Below are 21,707 nucleotides of genomic sequence, written 5' to 3'. Positions count from 1 at the left end.
AAATACATAACACTTTTCACGTAAATTTAATAATTTAGCATTATTAAAACAATGAATTATTCAATATACCTCATTTAAAAAAATATCATTTTTACAAGATGTTTTTTTATTTCATAAGTTTAAATTTATTCTTTAAATTAACTTTATATACACAATAGACATAAAAAAACCGGATGCGAACATCCGGCTTTAAGCTAACCCTTTCACACTATACGCTTAACATACTGTTCAGAGTTTCTGATACGTTTTTAGATTTTACTTGAGGTTTTAAAGCCTCCAATTCCGCTTTTACCACCGAGCGCTGTGGTTCTGCCAAAGTGTACCAACGTGACAACGCTTGCAATAAACGTGAACCGACAATTGGGTTTTTCTCATCAAGGTACTTCGCAAGCCCAATAAAATGCTGCACGCCAAAGCTCCATGTATTTACAGGATTGGCATTCAAGCCGCCGGATACTGCGCGGATACGGTTCGGCACTTTCAAATCATAATCCGGATGCTGCGTTAATGCCTGAATAGATTCAGCTGTCGCTTTCGGATGCGCTGCCTGCACCATGAACCATTGATCCATCGACAATGCTTCATCTTTAAAGCGTGCATAGAAATCCGCCAATGCTTCTTTGGCTTGCGGCGCATCATTCCAAACCAATACACGTAGCGCACCTAAACGCTCAGACATATTGCCCGTATTTTGATACTGTGCATTTGCCAACTCGAATGCTTCTGCATCGCCCTGACGTGCAATCATGCCCAAAAGTATATTTTTTAGTGCACGAATACCCATCGCTTGAGAAAACTCTTTTTGCGTGTCAGGATCAAGTGCCAAATAAGTTTCTTTGCAAAATGCACCAAACTCACGCGCCAAAGTATCCAATAGTGCATTCCGTTTTTCTTTGACTGCTTCAGGGTTGTAGTCCGTATCAATACGACTACCCAAATAACCCTCTGTTGGAACATCAAATAAACGTGACGCTAACAACGGATCTTTTGCAATCACTTCTGGCACGGTATGTTTCATGGCTTGGATATAAATATCTGCTGCATGATCATTGAGTAAAATACGTTCCAATAACGTTTGGGTTGCTTGCCACTGGTTAAAGCCATTGGTTTCATACTGCATTAAAAATGCAAGTTCTTCATCGGCATAATTAAAGACTAAGTTTACAGGCGCAGAGAAACTACGTAGCAATGAAACAACAGGTTGTGCTTTTACGCCTGTAAATTCGATCACAGCTTCATCTTGATCAAATAAATACACACCATCTTTTACGGCGTTTTCGAACAATGCATCAGAATTTAACACCAATTGCTCGCCAGACGCTTTATTAAAGAGTGCAAGCGCCACTGGAATCGGCACTGCTTTTAAATTTGGATATTTAGGATGTGCTTTTAGGCTTTGCTTTAAGCTTAAACGGTAAGTTTGTGCAGTTGCATCGTATTCACCCTGCGCTTCTAATTTTGGTGTACCTGGTTGGTTATACCAAATCAGGAAGCTGGATAAATCTACACCCGAACCTGCAGTTAAAGCAGCTACCCAATCTTCAACCGTTACTGCTTGACCATCATGGCGCTTGAAGTATTCATCTGTACCGGCACGGAATTTTTCTTTGCCGAGCAAAGTCGCCATCATGCGGTTAATTTCAGCGCCTTTTTCATAGACTGTTGCCGTATAGAAGTTATTAATTTCAACAAAATGGTCAGGGCGTGGCGGATGCGACAGCGGGCCTGAATCTTCTGGGAATTGATGCGCTTTAAGTACAGCAACATCATCAATACGCTGTACCGCAGCTGATTGTAGGTCTTCAGAGAAAGACTGGTCACGGAACACCGTTAAGCCTTCTTTTAGGCACAATTGAAACCAGTCACGGCAAGTAATTCGATTACCTGTCCAGTTGTGGAAGTACTCATGCGCAATTACTGACTGCACACGCATAATGGCAGCATCCGTTGTATATTCTTCATCTGCCAATACACATGAAGTATTAAAAATATTCAGGCCTTTATTTTCCATTGCGCCCATATTGAAAGCGCTAGTTGCGACAATCATATAGTTATCTAAGTCATAAGGACGACCGTAGTGTTCTTCATCCCAACGCATAGAGTGCTTTAAGGCTTCCATCGCAATATGACATTTCGCGATATCTTTTTCTTCTGCATAAATTTCTAAGGCAACATTACGCCCTTCAGAAGTGACGTATGAGTCCTTTAATACAGCTAAATCACCAATAACGCAGGCAAATAAATAAGCAGGTTTTTTGGTTGGATCTTGCCATACCGTATAGTGACGACCTTCACCCGCCTCACCAGCTTCAATCAAGTTACCATTAGCCAAAAGCACAGGGAATTTTTTATCTGCCTCTACGCGTGTGGTAAATACCGACAACACATCTGGACGGTCTGGGTAAAAGGTAATTTTACGGAAACCTTCAGGCTCATTTTGGGTAACGAATAAATCACCACCCGCCAAATATAAACCTTCAAGTTGTGTATTCGATTCTGGATGAATAATGACATGCGTTTCAATTACAGCATGTTCAGGTGCATTCGCAATTGACAGTTGTTCTGTGTCGAGTTGATATTCATTTTCTGCTAAAACTTGACCATTCACTTTGATGGATTGTAGTTGCAAGTCTCGGCCTAAAAGAACAAGATCGCCTGCCGTTTGGCGTTGCATATCGAGTTTGGCGTAAACATGCGTTTTGTCATCAAAGACTTGAATATCTAGCTGAATAGAATCTACAAGGAAAGACGGCTTTTGATAATCTTTTAAATAAACAGTTTGGTCTGCTTCAACTACTGGATGTGCTGCAATATTCATATAGAGTCCTAATCCTTTATTTAAACGTCTAGACAGCTGACGATTCTTAAAATGGGCAATGCATTAGATCATACGATAAGTTTTTCTAGCTGTCTGTGCATTTCATTTGTAATGTATATGGGAATAAAGCGCACTCATTTCAATTGCTTTCGCTGAATATTTATGATGCCCGCTGTATATTTGCGCAGATTAAAAACCAAGCTCACAATACAATTGTAAGCGCAACAGCTCTTAAGCACGCTAATTAAGTTTTATCAGCGAACATACACCTAAATAACAAATTCACTAAAACTTTAGGAAAATACACACGTTATCCAGGTCAAATTTCATGCAAATCTAGTATCTAATTCTAGGCAAAATTTACTCTGATTGAAGCAAGCTCATAGCAACACCGTACATGCACCAAGCCATATCATTTTATTCTTTTCATGGTGCATCTAGATGACAAAGCTGCTGGAGTTCAGCCAGCATTTAAACTCAATCCTATAAATTCCAAAGCTTTAAAATGTTGAATTTTAAAGTATCACCCAATAAATAGTTTTTATTTTTAAACAACTTAGCAACATAATTAAAATTAATTCACGCTAAATTTCTTAATTCGTACATTTTGTGCACAGTTATTGCTTTTATCTAGCTGAACAAAGTTCACAATAAAATTTACTGAAAACAAAAAAGAGGTGCTCCATGTATTTAAAAGATCACATTGTACGCGTAGAAAACGTGAAAGCACTACAAGCACTGGATGCAGCAAATATTGATCACAAAGTGATTGCTATGTTTATGAGCTGCGAAGGTATTCCCCTACAAACCTATGAAGTTAGCGCAATATTAAATAGCTATGAGCATTTAGGAGGCAAAAAAATCCCCACAAAGAAAGTCCAAGCATTGATTGATGCAAAACAACTCGGTGAGGAAGATGAATCATTACCATGCCCTGCAGCTTACTAAAAACAGTTACAGCAGTCTCTACTAACTGATCAGGAGATAAAGGATTGCCAAGATATGAAAAGTGCTAAAGGACATCTAATGCTATGACCTTAGTACGCTTAAACCACGCATACCCTGTGTAAAGCTGATTTTTATACGTCGCTTTATACAGGATTCATCCTTTATAGGCGCTTAAATTTAACCCTTAGCACCGAATGACAACGGTGTATAATCAATTCACTTTCTCTTTGATTTGATGACTTAGGTTATGACTTTAAACGTTCTACAAAAACAGCTGGATGCGAGCACAACGTGCCCACTCTGCCATGCTGCAATGTTTTGGACGGAAGCCGAACAATACGATCAAGAAATCAATTATTTTGAATGTAGTCACTGTCAGCACCAAATATTTCCAGAGCAACAACGCACATGCCACTGTGAAAAATGCTTAGCACAGCGTAAAAAGCTGATGGCGGAATCCCGATTACAGGAGCAACGTAAGCTACGCCAAAAAGATCAGCATGAATATGAACTCAGTCAATTGAGCTTTATGCAAAAGCTGTTTTTATTAGCGCTTTTAGATGACCTTGTGCAAGAACATACTACTCATCATGAATTTATCGATTGGGATCAAATAAAATATTACCCAATAACGCCAAATTATCTCTTTCAGAACTCAATTATTAAATATCTAGTAAAAGAGCAAGTATTAATCTGCAAAGACTTTGCTGCCCAAGCACAGCAGTATTATCTGAATATTCGCTTAGATGGCTACTCAGAACCAAGCCTATTTAGCATTACGCACCAATTACGGTTGTGGTTTTATGAAAACCTCTCTATGGGTGTGCCATTTAAAAATGCCGAAGAAGTGAAAGATGCACTTTACACGGTGTTGTATCAAGAAATTATTCAATTTATGCAGTTTTATTGTCGCTCGTGGGGAATCCAAATTGCGGGCAATAAAACCTTCCGTGCATTTTGTTATCAATTAATGGATGGGCTGGCAATTGGACAGATTTATTACTTGATCCAAACGGCCTTAGAATACCTGTATCAAAAAAATGCACTGCAAGCGCGTAACGAAAACTTTATTAATACCAACTTATTAAAAAAAACCTTACAGCAATATCGAGAGCGTAGCTTGACAGAAAAATGGGAAACCAGCACTCTGCCACGCCCACCCCAAATGCCATTGAGCAAAATGAGCCAAATTTTGTTTTACCGCTTTTTGGGCTATGACGAACGGATTTTTTTCCAGCCAGTATGGCGTTCTTGGAAAAAAATTGAAGCGCGTTTGAGTTTCCATTCCAACAAACGTTGCATCCACTGTGGCTCTGAAGAACTCTCTGTCGATTACGATGCCTCTGATTATGTCACGCTTTTCTGTCGCAATTGTAAACATCAAGATCACTATTTCACGCGTTAGGGACAATCAGCTCATGAACCAACTCGAAACCTTGCTTCCCTTAAACACAACTGAACATTTAAGCGACCTCAGCGCCCCCTTAATGGAGCAAGTCTGTGAAGCATGGACACAATTACAAACCCAACAGCCTTTGGTACATATTATTACCAATGGGGTTGCCAATAATTATGTTGCAAATGTGCTTTTGGCTGCAGGCGCATCGCCAGCTATGATTGATAACCCTTTCGAGGCAGAAAGCTTTGTACGAATTGCGAGTGCTTTAAATATAAATTTAGGCATGCCTACTTCTGAGCAGATGCAAGCCATGCAAATTGCGGCACAAACGGCACAACAAATTGCAAAGCCTTGGGTACTTGACCCAGTTGGTTATGGACCTGCTCTGCCTTGGCGCTCAGAAATGACCAATCAGCTGATTCAATATGCACCAACTGTGATTCGAGGCAATGCTTCTGAAATTAGTGCACTTGCAGGTAATCAAGTCGAATCCAAAGGTGTAGACAGTACCTTAGACAGCGCTGAAGCTTATTTACAAGCGACATCATTACTCGAATATGCAAGTTGCATCGCCATTTCAGGTGAGTCAGATTATATTTTATCTAAAGAACTGAATGCAGTTATTCAAGTTAAAGGCGGTTCTTTCCTACAACCGAAAATTACAGCATCAGGCTGCGCATTAGGTGCATTAACAGCTGCCTATTGTGCAGTCAGTAACGCTACGGTAGGCACTGTGGCCGCACATATACATTTTGCAATTGCAGGTAAAAAAGCCTATGAACGTGCCAATACGGTTGGAAGTTTTAATGTTGCATTTTTAGATGAACTACATTGCTTAGATGCAGATAGCCTGCATCAATATCAAGACCTATACATAACAGCCTTATAAGTGAGGCTTAATACCCAAGCAATATGTATCAACGACTTGGTTTTTAATCGTGCATAAGCATACCCAGCCAGTATGCTTAACGCACCTTACGCCCAATCGCTAGGTTAAACGTCGTTTAGAGGTGGTCCCACTTGTTTGAACAACTAAAAGCGTATTTATAAGTGATATTCCGCTCTAGTTAAGCCACCTTGTTTTGTTGGGGTAGCTGATCATAGTAAAACTCATTTGGTGTCATTTTGTCTAGACTCGAATGAGGTCGTTTCAAATTATAAAACTCAAAATATGCACTTAATTGCTTTTTCGCATCTGTGACACTGCTATAAGCTTTGAGATACACCTCTTCATATTTAACGCTCCGCCATAATCGTTCAACCATCACATTATCTACCCATCGACCTTTACCATCCATACTGATTTGAATGCCATTTGATTTCAATACATCAATAAATGCATCACTGGTAAACTGGCTGCCTTGGTCTGTATTAAATATTTCAGGTCGACCATATTTTTCAATCGCTTCATTTAAAGCCGAAATACAAAAATCCACCTCCATACTAATCGATACTCTATGCGCAAGTACCTTGCGGCTATGCCAATCAATCACAGCACATAAATAAACAAAGCCTTTTGCCATAGGGATATACGTTATATCCGTAGACCACACTTGATTACTGCGCTGAATAGCCAATCCTTTGAGCAGATATGGATATTTACGGTGAGCTTGATTAGCCTGGCTTAAATTTGGTTTGCAATATAACGCCTGAATACCCATTTTCTTCATTAAAGTACGTGTATGACGTCGTCCTATATGATGTCCTTGACGATTCAACAAATCACGCATCATACGACTGCCTGCAAAAGGATATTGCATATGTAATTCATCAATACATCGCATCAGCTTCAGATCTGATGCACTCACAGGTTTTGGGCGATAGTAATAACAACCACGGGAGACTTTCAGCAGCTTAGCTTGCTTAGATACTGAAATCTGAAGTGAGTCGTCGATTAACTTTTGTGGTTGAAGCGGCCCAGTTTCTTCAACACACCTTCTAAAAAATCAATTTCTAATGCCTGCTCACCGATTTTTGCATGTAGTTTTTTTAGATCGATGGGTGGTTCTGTTGGAGCTTTTGATTGATCGAAAGCTTGCGAGGAAGCTGAGATCAATTGATTTTTCCAGTCAATAATTTGGTTTTGATGAACATCAAACTCAGCACTCAATTCAGCAAGTGTTTTTTCTGCTTTAATCGCAGCAAGTGCTACCTTAGCTTTAAAATCATTTGAATGATTTCTTCTTGGTCTACGTGCCATAAAATACTCCATATATTGATGTTTATAACATCATTTGAGGAGCAGAATATCACTTATAGGAGTTGTTCAAATTTACGGATCCATCTCTTTTCCACAATGGTTTTTAAATCTAACTGACATACACACATCATGCCCATCCCATCAAAATAATCAGGCACATGTTGCATAAAAAATTGATGATGCGTGTCCTGTTTATTACGCAGTCGAATCAATTGCTCAGGCGTAATTTTTGGAATATCACAATAATGTGTAAATACCTCATCATCACGTTTCTCAACTTGTGATTTACGCGACATCACCATTTTTAGTACTCTCAAATGATCTGAACTCATTTTTCGTCCATTACGCGGATAAAAGTTTACCGAGCGCGAAGCAAATAGAGAATAGACTTTAGGTTGCATAAGCGTAGTGACAAACCATAATGGAACACTGGGATGACGTAAGCGATGATGAAATGCAACTCGAATTGCAGAACGTAAAGATAAATTGCGACGACGATACTGAGCTAAAAATCCAGCACGTGACATCACCACAAAAATAGGCTGGTGATCTAATTTTAATTTTAAAATGGCAATAATATTTTGCCCAACCAAAATGTTTTTGTGAAAATACTGAACCACTTGAACTGAAACGGCATCTAAGTCATATACAAATTGATATAAGTTTTCAATTTCAGTGTGTGGAAAAATTTGCTGATCAAATGCCCAAATTTGTTGAAAAAACAAATGCTTTTGCTCTACAGAGAGCTGCACAAAATCAGTCACTCGTTCTGTGATTTTCATAAGATGCACTCACTGCATTTAACTTTATAATAAAAAATATTTTTTTAATTTAAAATATATATGACTCTAATGAGTCTATTTGTCTTAAGCATAATAACTTTCACGCATAAAACAATGACCTAATATCCAGAACTTTTGGGCTATTTATACAATAGACAATCTACCCTGTACATATTGAACAAAAAACTAAATCATACCTAAGCGTATAACAAAAATCTTCATTCAAGCCCTATAAAAAAAGCTGGTAGATAACTACCAGCTTTTTAAATAAGTATGTGAAGCGTGTTTAATGACGTATTAGAACCGTTTTAATGCGATTTTCATCCATCTCAGTGACTTCAAATACAACGCCCTGATATTCAAGCTGTGTGCCAATATCGACCACACCCTGCATCTTGTCTAGAATTAAACCAGACACACTAATGTAGCCTGCATCTTCTTCAACCAAGTCCAACATGCCCAATTCAAGTTCTAACTGATAAACATCTAGCAAGCCCGAAGCACGCCATGTGTGTTCATCTAATTTAACTAAATCAAGTTGCTCGTCTGCATCAGGGAATTCCCCTGCGATTGCTTCAAAGACGTCCAGTGGAGAAACTAAACCTTGCACATTACCAAACTCATCACTCACCATCACCAAAGAACCTTTTGAAGTTCTCAAGGTATTAATCGCATCAATCACTTTCATTTTTTCGAAAATATAAATTGGGCGGTGGCGTTTAATTAAAGCTTTGAGTTCCGTTTCGTCATCGAGTACATCCAATAAATCCTTGGCGCGCACCACACTAATGACTTTATCTAAACTACCTCGACACACAGGGAATAAACTATGTGGTACCGATAAAACCTTTTCACGAATTTGCTCTGCTGTGTCATCAAGATCGACCCACGAAATTTGGCTACGCGGTGTCATAATTGATGCAACTGAACGTTCTGCTAGGGTTAAAACCCCACCAATCATATAACGCTCTTCATCAGCAAATGCTTCTTGTGCTTGTAAGACAACACGATCATCCGTAGTTTCAACACGACCACCCATTAATTTTAAAATGGAGTCTGCAGTCCGATGACGCAAAGGAATTTTAGATGCATGTTTGGCAACATTACGTTGACCAAATTGGTTAAAAGCTTCAATCGCAATGGCTACGCCAATACCCGAATAGATATAACCTTTAGGAATATGGAAACCAAATCCTTCTGCAATTAAGCTGATACCAATTAATAGTAAGAAGCTCAAACACAAAATCACCACCGTTTGATGACGGTTCACAAATGCAGTTAAAGGTTTAGATGCCAATAACATGACTGCCATAGCGACAATCATTGCTGCCATCATAATGCGGATATCATCCACCATACCAATAGCAGTAATTACAGAGTCTAAAGAGAACACTGCATCTAACACGACAATTTGCGCGACAACTGCAGCAAAGCTCGCATAGACTACATTATTCGACACTTTGACTTCTGGCTTACCTTCAATTTTTTCGTGTAATTCAGAAACCGCTTTATACACAAGGAATAAACCACCACCCAACAGGATAAGGTCTCGCCCAGAAAAAGGATGATCAAATATATTAATGAGAGGTTCAGTCAGGGTGACTAACCAAGAAATAGCAAACAACAAGCCTAAACGCATGAACAATGCGAGCGTTAAACCAAGTACACGTGCTTTATCACGTTGTGAAGGAGGAAGTTTTTCTGCCAAAATGGCAATAAAGACTAGGTTATCAATACCTAATACAATTTCTAAAATGATTAATGTAATTAAACCAACCCATAACCCAGGATCCATAAAAAATTCCATTAGTTATTTACTCCGCAGTATTGAGTTTGGTAGGTACTAAGCAGATCTGCGCACGGCGACGGATCCATATTTGAAGCCTTTGTTACTATAGATAAATTTATTATGCACAAACTTAAGATTTTGTAATGATTTTTTTGTAATTTTTTTGAGTTAAAGCTCAAATTTCACGCAGAGTAAAAACTTACTTTATATGTGTTCAGTTACTGTAGTGTAAACAACTAAATTAAGTATGCTGGGCTAAACTGGACTTTAAATTGAAAAATTTAATACCTTAATAATTTATTACAAGCTCAATAAAACATTTAATTTATTCATATTTATTTATATCAATCGTTATAAAAATCCAATTTTATATATGTAAAATATTTTTCAAATAAATACTTAAATTAAATCATCCAAACACATATATACAGAGGTGGTCCCACTTGTTTGAACAACTAAAAGCGTATTTATAAGTGATATTCCGCTCTAGTTAAGCCACCTTGTTTTGTTGGGGTAGCTGATCATAGTAAAACTCATTTGGTGTCATTTTGTCTAGACTCGAATGAGGTCGTTTCAAATTATAAAACTCAAAATATGCACTTAATTGCTTTTTCGCATCTGTGACACTGCTATAAGCTTTGAGATACACCTCTTCATATTTAACGCTCCGCCATAATCGTTCAACCATCACATTATCTACCCATCGACCTTTACCATCCATACTGATTTGAATGCCATTTGATTTCAATACATCAATAAATGCATCACTGGTAAACTGGCTGCCTTGGTCTGTATTAAATATTTCAGGTCGACCATATTTTTCAATCGCTTCATTTAAAGCCGAAATACAAAAATCCACCTCCATACTAATCGATACTCTATGCGCAAGTACCTTGCGGCTATGCCAATCAATCACAGCACATAAATAAACAAAGCCTTTTGCCATAGGGATATACGTTATATCCGTAGACCACACTTGATTACTGCGCTGAATAGCCAATCCTTTGAGCAGATATGGATATTTACGGTGAGCTTGATTAGCCTGGCTTAAATTTGGTTTGCAATATAACGCCTGAATACCCATTTTCTTCATTAAAGTACGTGTATGACGTCGTCCTATATGATGTCCTTGACGATTCAACAAATCACGCATCATACGACTGCCTGCAAAAGGATATTGCATATGTAATTCATCAATACATCGCATCAGCTTCAGATCTGATGCACTCACAGGTTTTGGGCGATAGTAATAACAACCACGGGAGACTTTCAGCAGCTTAGCTTGCTTAGATACTGAAATCTGAAGTGAGTCGTCGATTAACTTTTGTGGTTGAAGCGGCCCAGTTTCTTCAACACACCTTCTAAAAAATCAATTTCTAATGCCTGCTCACCGATTTTTGCATGTAGTTTTTTTAGATCGATGGGTGGTTCTGTTGGAGCTTTTGATTGATCGAAAGCTTGCGAGGAAGCTGAGATCAATTGATTTTTCCAGTCAATAATTTGGTTTTGATGAACATCAAACTCAGCACTCAATTCAGCAAGTGTTTTTTCTGCTTTAATCGCAGCAAGTGCTACCTTAGCTTTAAAATCATTTGAATGATTTCTTCTTGGTCTACGTGCCATAAAATACTCCATATATTGATGTTTATAACATCATTTGAGGAGCAGAATATCACTTATAGGAGTTGTTCAAATTTACGGATCCATCTCTATACACATACTACAAAACTTTGTATTCAACCAATAAAACAAAGATTAATACTAATATTTAAAATATACAGTTACTTAGAAACCAACTATCACTCTGACACTATTCATGACCTATATATTATAAAATCAATATTTGTTATAGATGACGGACAGTAAAAAACTGATTTAACAGTTAAACTTAAAGCCATTTATCCGAATATTCTGGTGCATCTATCATTTGAAAAATCATTTAACTATAATCAAATGATTAAATTTCTTTTACTTGTTGTGAATTCTAAAAATATCTATTGATATTGAACACACTTTTTACTTAGAATAACGACAGATTAAATAAAATTACAAAAAATTTGACTTGGGGCATTTCATGACGAAAAAGTATTCTAAATTTTTACCAACGACTGACGACTTCAACTTAGAAAATTTCCCATATTATTGGGTAACTCAGGTTCATGCACAATATGTTCTTAATGTAGATCATGCACTTAAGAAGTATGGTGTTGATAACTCACGTCGACGTATTCTCCTTGCATTGAAGTCTAAGCCACATGCAAGCGTATCGGATTTATCTGAAATGGTGGTGTCTAAAATGTCCACCACAACCAAGATTGTCTATCGCTTAAAAGATGAAGGATTAGTAGACACTTATTCATGTGAAGATGATGCACGTATTACGCGCGTTGTACTCACTGAAAAAGGCAATCTAATGACGCAAAAGATTAATGATTTAACCAATATTGTATTGGAGCAATCATTCGAAGGCCTTACTCCCCTTCAAATTGAAAAAACCATGGAAAGCCTACGTCATATATTTAAGAACTTGTCTCGTTAAATATATCTCACTACATTCTCAAATATCAGTCGAAAAAATTTAGTTGGGGACTAATTTTTTCGACTTTTATTTTGGGTACGTGTGAACATTCAAATTCTTCTACTGGAAAGCCTTCCACAAAACTCTGGATATTCGGCGATTTCCAGTTTAACCACTCTTCTAAACGTGCATGCGGTATAACTATAACTGAACGCTTTACATCACCAGGCTCATGAAAGTCATTCATCATAGGATGGTCTATGGCATTCATTGTGATCATTGTACTTGACCGTATAACTTCAGAACCTTGCTGACAAATATCATAGAGCGCAGCAATATAAAATGCCTGCCCGTCTTTACGACGCACACCCCAACGCTGGGGTTTATTATCGATATATTTTGATTCATAAAACTCTGCAACGGGTATAACACCAAACTTGCATTTAGAAATTGCATTGATAAAACTGGCTTTTTGTAGCAAAGTTTCATTACGTGCATTATAGGTTTTTAATGCAATTGATTTATCTTCTGCCCATTTAGGTACCATACCAAAACCCACTTTACGCCACTCTAAACCTTGTTGAGCATTAAATAAGAGTGGTAAATCGTAATTTGGATATACTTCCGCCACATACTCAAATGGAATTTCAGGTAAGTGCAATCTGTGTAATTGCTCCAACGTCAGCGGTTTAAAATTAGCACACATAGTTTCTAGACTAAAAAAACTTATTAATATAATAATAGATTCACATAAGCTTGTGCATTCTGACTAAAATCCATCAAGCTACTATTTCTTTACATTGCGATGTGTATGCATCATTTTTTATTAATTTTCTAAAGGTTCTTGAATTTTCAACATAGCACGATAGATCCGCCAATACACGACGCACGAAAAAATAGGATCAATTGCCACATCTTTGTATTCATTAATTTTTTCTAATTCTGGCTCACTCCATCCTTCAGAATAATTTGTCCAAATCAATTCAATCAAAATCACAGCAACTACAAAAATGACTAAAGTTTTGAGCACAATCGGCAAATATAATGCAAAAAAGCGATTTAAAAATTGTTGCCCTTGTTCCCCACCATTGGCCTTAAATATCGCATTGGTCCAACTAATCAATAGCCCCAGATTCACCACAAAGGTTGCTAAATTTAATCGTACAGGTTGCTCAGGCGTAATGGCCACAAAAAAGAATGAAACTAATATTAAAATACTGCTCGCGATATAATAGTTTTTAAATTGACTTTGCTTAACCTGATGAGTTTTTAAATCGTGTATGAGCTGTTTTACATTCCAAAAATACATATAAAATAAGTTCCTCTATTTATTTCTATTTATACATGAAAAAAGCCTCCGAAGAGGCTTTTTTAGTCAAACAGTCTGACGATTAGTCACCTGTATAACCTTTTAACTTCAAGCGGTAAGCATGAAGTAGTGGTTCTGTATAACCTGATGGTTGCTCTGCGCCTTTGAATACCAAGTCATAAGCAGCTTGGTAAGCAAAACCGTCAAAACCTGGTGCCATTGCAGTGTATGCAGGATCATTCGCATTCTGTTCGTCTACGATTTTCGCCATACGTTGCATAACTTCTTCAACTTGCGCTTTCGTTACGATACCGTGACGTAACCAGTTCGCTACGTGTTGAGAAGAAATACGTAAAGTTGCACGGTCTTCCATTAAACCAACGTTGTTGATGTCTGGAACTTTAGAACAACCTACACCGAGGTCTACCCAACGCACTACATAACCCAAGATACCTTGAAGATTGTTTTCAAGTTCTTTGATCTTGTCTTCTTCAGACCAGTTTGTATCTGTCGCTAAAGGCGGCGTTAACAAGTCATCTAAAGAAAGCGCTTCAGTTTTGAGAAGCTCTTGCTGACGGTTTGAAACATTGCATTGGTGGTAATGGATCGCGTGAATTACAGCGCCAGATGGTGACGGAACCCATGCACAGCTTGCGCCAGCTTCTGGATGCTCAATCTTAGTTTTGTACATATCAAGCAGCATATCTGGTTTTGGCCACATGCCTTTACCAATTTGCGCTTTACCGCGTAGACCTGCTTGAAGACCGATCATTACGTTACGGTTTTCGTAAGCTGGGAACCAAATTTGCGACTTCACTTCGCCTTTACGAACGAATGGGCCTGCTTCCATAAATGTATGGATTTCATCGCCAGTACGGTCCATGAAGCCTGTGTTAATGAAGATCGTACGATCTTTTGCTTGCGCGATACAGTTCTTCAAGTTTACAGATGTACGACGTTCTTCATCCATAATACCGATTTTTAAAGTCTTCGCTGGAAGGCCTAGCGCTTGCTCTGAACGTTCAAATAGTTCAACTGCAAATGCAACTTCTTCTGGACCATGCATTTTTGGCTTCACGATGTACATAGAACCTTTACGAGAGTTCTTGTTTTCGTTTTCGCCTTTAATATCTGCAAACGTCAATAACGGTGTAATTAACGCATCCATAATGCCTTCGTAGATTTCAGCGCCATCTACAAGGATCGCAGGGTTTGTCATTAAATGACCAACGTTACGAAGAAGCATTAATGAACGGCCATGAAGTTTAGTTTCACCGCCAATTAAGTTTTTATGCGTACGGTCTTTATTAAGTGTACGTGTAATCGTTTTACCGTTCTTCTCAATAGACTCTGAAAGTGTGCCTTTCATTAAGCCTAACCAGTTACGGTAGCCTTCAACTTTCTCTTCAGCATCTACTGCTGCGATAGAGTCTTCCAAGTCTTGAATCGTTGTTACAGCAGCTTCAAGAACAAGGTCTTTTACGCCAGCAGGGTCTGCTTGACCAATTGGGCTTGTCGCATCAACTTCAACGATCACATGTAGACCATTGTTAAGCAAAACGATTTCAGTTGGCGCCGCTTCGTCACCATTAAAACCAACGAATTGTGCTTCTTTTGCTAAAGTCGTTGTAGAACCATCTTTTAAGGTTACAACTAATTTTTTAGCTTCAACTGCGTATTTTGTTACATCTGCATGTGAGCCAGTTGCAAGTGGGAAAGTTTCATTTAAGAAATTCTTAGCAAATGCAATTACTTTTTCGCCACGTACAGGGTTATAGCCCTTGCCTTTTTCTGCGCCGCCATCTTCAGAGATCACGTCGAAGCCGTAAAGTGCGTCGTATAAAGAACCCCAGCGAGCGTTCGCTGCGTTCAAGCAGTAACGAGCATTACGTACAGGTACAACCAATTGCGCACCAGCCAATAATGCGATTTCTTCGTCTACATTTTCTGTGCTGATGTTGAAATCTTCTACTTCTGGTAATAAGTAGCCAATTTCAGTTAAGAAAGCTTTGTAAGCTCCAAGTTCAAATTTGTTGTTGCGGTGCCATTCATCAATTTTAGCTTGAAGGTCGTCACGCTTAGCCAGTAGTGCTTTGTTCTTTGGGCTAAGATCGACAACGACTTGTTCGAAGTTTTTCCAATATGTATCGCTGTCTAAACCAGAACCTGGAAGCGCTTCATTTTCGATGAAATCGTAAAGTTCTTTAGCAATCGCTAACTTGCCTTTTTGAATACGTGCAGTCATTGTCTTTCCTGATATTGCTACTTTTTATAACAAGAGATTCCAGTATACCCATTTATACTTAGCTGAATAGCACTATCACATTACTAAATAGTGATCATTTTTTAGCAAGTAAATACCCTCATTTTCTTGCTTAAACATCTGATCGGCAATGCAACATCATCAGCTTGAATGCTCTTTTACAGTGTATAAAGTTTTTGTTATGCCGAAATTAGACTTAAGTGCAGACTTTTGATTTAAAAATATACAAATAGCACTAATTTAGTCATATTCAATGCTGATTAAGCCATGAAAAAGCCGAAATGTCGATAAAACACACAGTCACTTTTGAATAAAAAAAGCGCCATAAATGGCGCTTCTTCATCTTTGTTCGATCCGTGGCTTTTACACAAATAATGAACATATTCCAGCTATTTTGCTGTAAAAATACACCCTATATCTATTTCAAGTTCACCATTTTAAGTACTGACTTTTCACTAAACTGCTCACTATAATTCCATACCTGCTGGTGCACTAATTTGGCGATGTGCTGCGTTTAGATAATCATCTGACTGCATTTCTAATAAACGCGAACGTGTACGCTCGATTTCAAATGCCAGTTTCTCACCTTGATAGATATCAATAATCGAGTCTTCAGAGGTTAATAATAATTTAACACCACGGTCGTAAAACTCGTCGACCAAGTAAATAAAACGACGTGTACCTTCCGATAAATAGTCCGTCATGTGTGGCACATTACTGACCAATACGGTGTTATAGACATTGGCGATTTCAATAAAGTCAGCTGGACTACGAGGTTTTAAGCACAGTTCTGAATATTCACACCAAAGCACATCTTCTGTATGACCAATAGTTTCCACAATTCGCTTATTAATAATAATCGGCTCTTGTGACTGAGTCTGACCTTGCGTCAAAGCACTAAAACGCTTTGCCATCCAAAGTTTATTTTCATGCGTAAGTGGGGTTTTAAACAATTGTGCTTGCTTTAATACGCGCAGGCGATAATCCACACCTGCATCCACATTTAAAATCACACAATTCTTTTTAACCAGTTCAATGGTTGGAATAAAACGGTCACGGTGAATACCATTTTTATATAAACCATCTGGCGCAATATTTGATGTTGCAACCAGTGTAATACCACGTGCAAAGAGTTTTTGGAACAAATCGCTTAAGATCATGGCATCTGTCACGTTTGAAACAAAAAACTCGTCAAAACAAATGACAACGGCCTCTTTATAAATTTGGTCTGCCACTAAGTCGAGCGGGTTACGTTGCCCTGAAAGCTTATTGAGTTCACGATGTACGTGCTGCATAAAGTGGTGAAAATGCATTCGTGTTTTACGGCGAAATGGAATCGACTCATAAAATTGGTCCATGAGCCATGTTTTACCACGTCCGACACCACCCCACATATATACACCTTGTGGTGCAGTTTGGCGACGGAAACGACGAAATGCCTTTTTAGATGCTTTAAAGCGTTGAATCAGTTCTTGCCATACGCGATCTAATTCATGCACAGCTTGCGCCTGTGCTTCATCCGGTAGGAATTGGCCTGATGCCAAAACTTCAGCATATCGCTCTGCCGGTGAAATTGGGGTAAATGCTGTACTGTGCTGTGCTTGAATGTCTGACATAACTCTAAATACTATTTTGGGCTATTTTAAATTATAGCGAAGATTAAACTTGAATATATAACACTTTGGGATATACATGCTTAGGCTATTTTAAATATTGCCTTGGGCTTTGACCAAACCACCGTTTAAATGCATGATTAAACGCCGCTGGTTCTGAGTATCCCAAAAGTTCCGCAATCATTTCTATTGAATATTCATTGTATTCAATTAAGCGTAAGGCTTTATCTTTAATAATATCTTCACGGATTTGTTTATAACTACTCCCGAGTTGTTGCAACTGATGTCTTAACGTTCGCTCTGGTAAATTTAGTGCTTGTGCTGTTTCAGCCATGCTTGGCATTACACCTGTTTGAAGCTCTAAATAATCCTGCACTCGTTGTATCAGTGAAGGTACTGTTTCATCCGCATTGAGTCGGTTGAGTTCAGCAATGCACTTGGCTTCATATAAATTAAAGGTCATTGCATCAGCAGAAGGAATTTTGACATCCAACACTGACTGCTCAAACCAAAAAGACGCAAATGGCGCACCAAAGCTAACCTGCTGACCATAATAATCATGATAAACCTGTAATTGCTGTGCCTCACTAGGCAAGTCAAAGGGTAATTCAATTTGAATTTGTGGCGAAGCCAGACCCATCATTTTGTACAAATCACGAATAAATTTGTAAGTTCCTGATATTTCAGATTGTGCCAACAACAAACCTAAAGGACTATTGATATTTTGTGGCCGATAACATAAAGCTGCTTGGTGCTCACGAAAATCTAAGCCCAATTGACCCGTTAAATGTGTTAATTGCTGAAAGCGCATGCCCTGCTCAAGTACAGTTCGAATATTCGGACTAGTCACCAATAGCATTAACAAGGGGCCATAACCTGCTAAAGCATAATGCTGACCAATGAACATTCCTTGCTCTGGCGGCACATCATGCCCAATCACCTTTAACACATCCCACTCAAGGCTTGGGTGAATCACCGAAGTTGCATCGAGTGCATCAATACGCAAGCCAATGGTTTGAAGTTTCTGATCCACATCTATGCCTGCCTTACGCATGCCTTGAATTAAGTACATAAGGCTGAGAACAGATCGCTTCATAGACACCCAATAATAAACAGAGAAAGATTTAATTCATGTTTGTTTTACTATAATTTTTAAGCTTTGCAAATTGCCGTTTTGATCAATTTTCCTGTCATGACAATCATTTCTTCTATTGGAACGAATGCGGTACTCTAATACCATAAGCAAAAAAAGAGCAAAACAATATGCAATCGAGCGATATCCAAAATACGCAAAATAACCGCACGAAAGTCGCTATCATTGGCGGAGGCTTTGGTGGTATAGCTATGGCTATTCGACTTTTACAAAACAATATCAACGACTTTGTAATTTTAGAAAAAGCCACAGATTTTGGTGGGACTTGGCGTGAAAACCAATATCCTGGTGCTGCTTGTGATGTGCAATCACACATGTACTCGCTTTCATTTGCTCCTAAAAAGGATTGGTCTAAGCGCTACGCCGAAGCCCCAGAGATTTTTGCCTACATTCAAAGTTTAATTCAAGAGTTTCAACTCAAGAAGTACACTGAACTAGACTGCGAGGTACTCGGTGCACAGTACAATGAAGAACGCTGTGAGTGGCAATTAACTTTAAACAAAGAACGCCAATTGACGGCGCAATATTTGATTTTTGCCTCAGGCCCTTTACATGTACCACAAATCCCACATATCTCAGGCATAGAAAAATTTAAGGGTAAAGTCTTCCATTCTTCTCAATGGGATCACCAATACGACTTACATGGAAAAAATGTTGCCTCTATTGGTACAGGTGGTAGCGCAATACAATATATTCCTGAAATTGCCCCACAAACCAAACAACTCTATGTATTCCAACGTACCGCTGCTTGGGTCATTCCACGTGACGAACGCGAATACAACCAACTTGATCAAACTCTATTTAACAAATACGAGTGGTTTAGAAAACTACATCGCGCACGCTTATATTGGAGTAATGAGTCCCGCGTGATGCCAATTGTTAAACCTAAAATAATGAAATATGGCCAAAAACTTGCTGAAGCTTTTATTCGTTATCAAGTTAAAGACAAAACAACTGCTAGGCAATTAACGCCGAATTTTGTGATGGGCTGTAAGCGTATTTTAATTTCTAATAAATATTTCCCTACATTTAATCGACAAAATGTAGAACTCATAACAACCGCTATTCAGGAAATTACCGAAGACAGCATTATTACCAAAGATGGCCAAAAACGCCCTATTGACTGTTTAATTTATGGAACAGGCTTTATTACCGACCCACGCGTTTATATGAAATCATTTCAGTGCATTGGCCAAAATGGCTTAGCTCTCAGTGAAGCTTGGAAAGATGGTGCTGAAAGTTACTTAGGTGTGTGCACCAAAGGCTTTCCAAATTTATTTCAGTTACTCGGCCCGAACACGGTACTGGGTCATAATTCGGTTATTTTTATGATTGAAGCTCAGGTCAATTATATTTTACAAATGATCAATTTAGTGTCTAAAACCCAAAACCAAGCCATTGTGATTAAAGATCATATTCAAGACAAATTTAATGATGATGTTCAAGAGCAACTTAAAGGTACCGTTTGGCAATCTGGCTGCGTGAGCTGGTATCAACAAGATGGCGGCAAAAATTTTGCGTTGTGGCCAACCTATACATGGAAGTATTGGCTTCAAACCAAAACTCTCAATCCTGCGGACTACCTATTATTACAACAACAAAATCAAGCAGCTTAAATCTTAAGCTGTCATACTAAGCAGGTGTCCCATCACCTGCTGTTTTTGTTATGCAATCTCTTTGGTTGATTTTCCAACTGCTGTTCTGCCTATTTCTTGGCTTTGTTCTGGCACGTCGCTTACCACAAAATATTGAAAAAATTGGCTTTAAAATTCTTCCCTATTTTACCTATATTTTACTCATTGCTATTGCGATAGAATTTTCACAAACCTTACATCAGATTAATAATCCACAGCTTATTATTAGCAGTGCCGTGAGTATTGCCTTTGCAACATCGCTTGGTGCATTTGTTTGTTGCTATATACTATTTAAACTAATTGGCTATCAACCTACCCAAGGTAAAGTATCTACTGAACTTTTATTAAGTTCATTACTCAATATTAGCTATGCTTTTTTTGCACTTGCACTAGGTTATGCAGTTGCAGAACTGTTTAATTATATAAATATTCCTCTGCACATAAGTACGTGGCATTTACTGCTCGTCTTTATGTTTTTAATTGGCTTAGATTTAGCCTATTCACCACTCGATCGCTCTTGGCTTAATTGGAAAATACTGCTTGTGCCATTAGCCTGCATTATTGGCTCAGTTATTGGTGCGGTGGCTATTTCATACTTCCTGACCGAGCTACATCTTAAAGACCTCATTATGCTTTCACAAGGTTATGGTTTTTATTCAATGTCTGGCATTGTGATTACTGAATTAAGAAATGCGCAACTTGGAAGCATTGCACTGATCAATGATTTATTTAGAGAAATATTTGCGATTCTCTTTATGTATTTGATTGGATGGCGCTATCCACGCTCTGCTATTTCATCTGCTGGGGCAACCGCCATGGATGTGACCTTACCCATGGTGAAACAAGCTTGCGGTAATGATTTTATTCCACATGCAATGGTCAGTGGTTTTGTACTTTCTGTTTTAGCACCCATTGCTGTTAGCGTACTGGCTGCGCTTTAATTGACTTAGCAATTTAAATGATAAGCCCTTATTTTCCAATAGGGCTTATCCAAACATTACAGTAAACGAGCTAATGAACAAATCAATTAGATGTTCAAATCAATACCACTAATCAAATCACCAACAATATCCACTGCTCCCTTTGCGATTTCAATAACATCAATACTTGAAGTCCAATCAGCAGAATCAGATTGCTTCTGTTCTTGCTCTAATTGCTCATTGTCCTGAACTTCAATATTTTGCAACCCGTCTAATGCGGGCTTATTTTTAGGGATTGTCATATCGCCAATTCACTATTTTAAGAATGAAAAGACCAATGTATAAAAAAAGCCCTTCTTAT

17 protein-coding genes are annotated in these 21,707 nt (G+C 38.3%); 6 read left to right on the top strand and 11 right to left on the bottom strand.

Annotation, left to right across the window (positions count from 1 at the left end):
* Positions 1–208 precede the first annotated feature (208 nt).
* Positions 209–2,818, bottom strand: a complete 2,610-nt coding sequence (gene pepN / locus C9E88_RS06900; RefSeq protein WP_106984925.1) for an aminopeptidase N — start codon at positions 2,816–2,818, stop codon at positions 209–211.
* Positions 2,819–3,502: 684 nt separating this feature from the next.
* Here pepN and C9E88_RS06895 point away from each other — a divergent pair.
* The 3 genes from C9E88_RS06895 to thiM all read left to right on the top strand — a co-directional run bounded on the left by C9E88_RS06895 (position 3,503) and on the right by thiM (position 6,054).
* Positions 3,503–3,766, top strand: coding sequence for a hypothetical protein (locus C9E88_RS06895; protein WP_106984926.1), 264 nt, complete (start codon positions 3,503–3,505; stop codon positions 3,764–3,766).
* 247 nt (positions 3,767–4,013) lie between these two features.
* Positions 4,014–5,171 (top strand): hypothetical protein, encoded by a 1,158-nt coding sequence (locus C9E88_RS06890; RefSeq protein WP_106984927.1) that lies wholly within the window; start codon positions 4,014–4,016, stop codon positions 5,169–5,171.
* A 13-nt stretch (positions 5,172–5,184) separates the two neighbouring features.
* On the top strand, positions 5,185–6,054 hold the full coding sequence (thiM, locus tag C9E88_RS06885; protein WP_106984928.1) for a hydroxyethylthiazole kinase: 870 nt from the start codon (positions 5,185–5,187) through the stop codon (positions 6,052–6,054).
* Positions 6,055–6,232: 178 nt separating this feature from the next.
* Here thiM and C9E88_RS06880 read toward each other — a convergent pair.
* The 4 genes from C9E88_RS06880 to C9E88_RS06865 form a co-directional block, all read right to left on the bottom strand.
* Positions 6,233–7,365 (bottom strand): IS3-like element ISAba14 family transposase gene (locus C9E88_RS06880; protein ID WP_223155595.1). Its coding sequence is split into 2 segments (ribosomal slippage): positions 6,233–7,113 and positions 7,113–7,365, totalling 1,134 coding nucleotides; the frame shifts between segments, so codons are not numbered across the junction.
* Between the two features lie 53 nt (positions 7,366–7,418).
* Positions 7,419–8,147, bottom strand: a complete 729-nt coding sequence (locus C9E88_RS06875; protein WP_137287935.1) for a hypothetical protein — start codon at positions 8,145–8,147, stop codon at positions 7,419–7,421.
* Between the two features lie 286 nt (positions 8,148–8,433).
* Positions 8,434–9,954: a TerC family protein gene (locus tag C9E88_RS06870; protein ID WP_106986763.1), complete on the bottom strand. Its 1,521-nt coding sequence runs from the start codon at positions 9,952–9,954 to the stop codon at positions 8,434–8,436.
* Between the two features lie 472 nt (positions 9,955–10,426).
* A protein-coding gene (locus C9E88_RS06865) for an IS3-like element ISAba14 family transposase (RefSeq protein WP_223155595.1) occupies positions 10,427–11,559 on the bottom strand; the annotation gives its coding sequence in 2 pieces (ribosomal slippage) (positions 10,427–11,307 and positions 11,307–11,559; 1,134 coding nt in all).
* Between the two features lie 451 nt (positions 11,560–12,010).
* Here C9E88_RS06865 and C9E88_RS06860 point away from each other — a divergent pair.
* Positions 12,011–12,475: a MarR family winged helix-turn-helix transcriptional regulator gene (locus C9E88_RS06860; protein WP_106985782.1), complete on the top strand. Its 465-nt coding sequence runs from the start codon at positions 12,011–12,013 to the stop codon at positions 12,473–12,475.
* 25 nt (positions 12,476–12,500) lie between these two features.
* On the opposite strand, the gene C9E88_RS06855 is transcribed toward C9E88_RS06860, so the two are convergent.
* From C9E88_RS06855 to C9E88_RS06835, 5 genes are all read right to left on the bottom strand, one after another.
* Complete coding sequence (locus tag C9E88_RS06855) at positions 12,501–13,160, bottom strand: SOS response-associated peptidase family protein (RefSeq protein WP_106985783.1); 660 nt, start codon at positions 13,158–13,160, stop codon at positions 12,501–12,503.
* Between the two features lie 120 nt (positions 13,161–13,280).
* A complete protein-coding gene (locus C9E88_RS06850; protein WP_106985784.1) occupies positions 13,281–13,763 on the bottom strand; it encodes a hypothetical protein in 483 nt (160 codons plus the stop codon).
* Positions 13,764–13,845: 82 nt separating this feature from the next.
* A complete protein-coding gene (locus C9E88_RS06845) occupies positions 13,846–16,008 on the bottom strand; it encodes a malate synthase G (RefSeq protein ID WP_106985785.1) in 2,163 nt (720 codons plus the stop codon).
* Positions 16,009–16,493: 485 nt separating this feature from the next.
* Positions 16,494–17,642 carry a cell division protein ZapE gene (gene zapE / locus C9E88_RS06840; protein ID WP_106985786.1) on the bottom strand — a complete coding sequence of 383 codons (1,149 nt, stop codon included), beginning with the start codon at positions 17,640–17,642 and terminating at the stop codon, positions 16,494–16,496.
* Between the two features lie 85 nt (positions 17,643–17,727).
* Positions 17,728–18,735: a helix-turn-helix domain-containing protein gene (locus tag C9E88_RS06835; protein ID WP_106985787.1), complete on the bottom strand. Its 1,008-nt coding sequence runs from the start codon at positions 18,733–18,735 to the stop codon at positions 17,728–17,730.
* Between the two features lie 167 nt (positions 18,736–18,902).
* Between C9E88_RS06835 and C9E88_RS06830 the strand changes: the two genes are divergently transcribed.
* Together C9E88_RS06830 and C9E88_RS06825 are read left to right on the top strand one after the other, a co-directional pair.
* Positions 18,903–20,408 (top strand): flavin-containing monooxygenase, encoded by a 1,506-nt coding sequence (locus C9E88_RS06830; RefSeq protein WP_106985788.1) that lies wholly within the window; start codon positions 18,903–18,905, stop codon positions 20,406–20,408.
* Between the two features lie 50 nt (positions 20,409–20,458).
* On the top strand, positions 20,459–21,367 hold the full coding sequence (locus C9E88_RS06825) for a LysO family transporter (protein ID WP_106985789.1): 909 nt from the start codon (positions 20,459–20,461) through the stop codon (positions 21,365–21,367).
* 86 nt (positions 21,368–21,453) lie between these two features.
* On the opposite strand, the gene C9E88_RS06820 is transcribed toward C9E88_RS06825, so the two are convergent.
* Positions 21,454–21,648 (bottom strand): hypothetical protein, encoded by a 195-nt coding sequence (locus tag C9E88_RS06820; RefSeq protein WP_106985790.1) that lies wholly within the window; start codon positions 21,646–21,648, stop codon positions 21,454–21,456.
* Between the last annotated feature and the right edge of the window lie 59 nt (positions 21,649–21,707).

Origin of the sequence: Acinetobacter cumulans (assembly GCF_003024525.3) — a bacterium.
Lineage (GTDB): Bacteria > Pseudomonadota > Gammaproteobacteria > Pseudomonadales > Moraxellaceae > Acinetobacter > Acinetobacter cumulans.
Note: the sequence above shows the minus strand (reverse complement) of the source record. Positions and strands in the feature narration are given on the sequence as shown.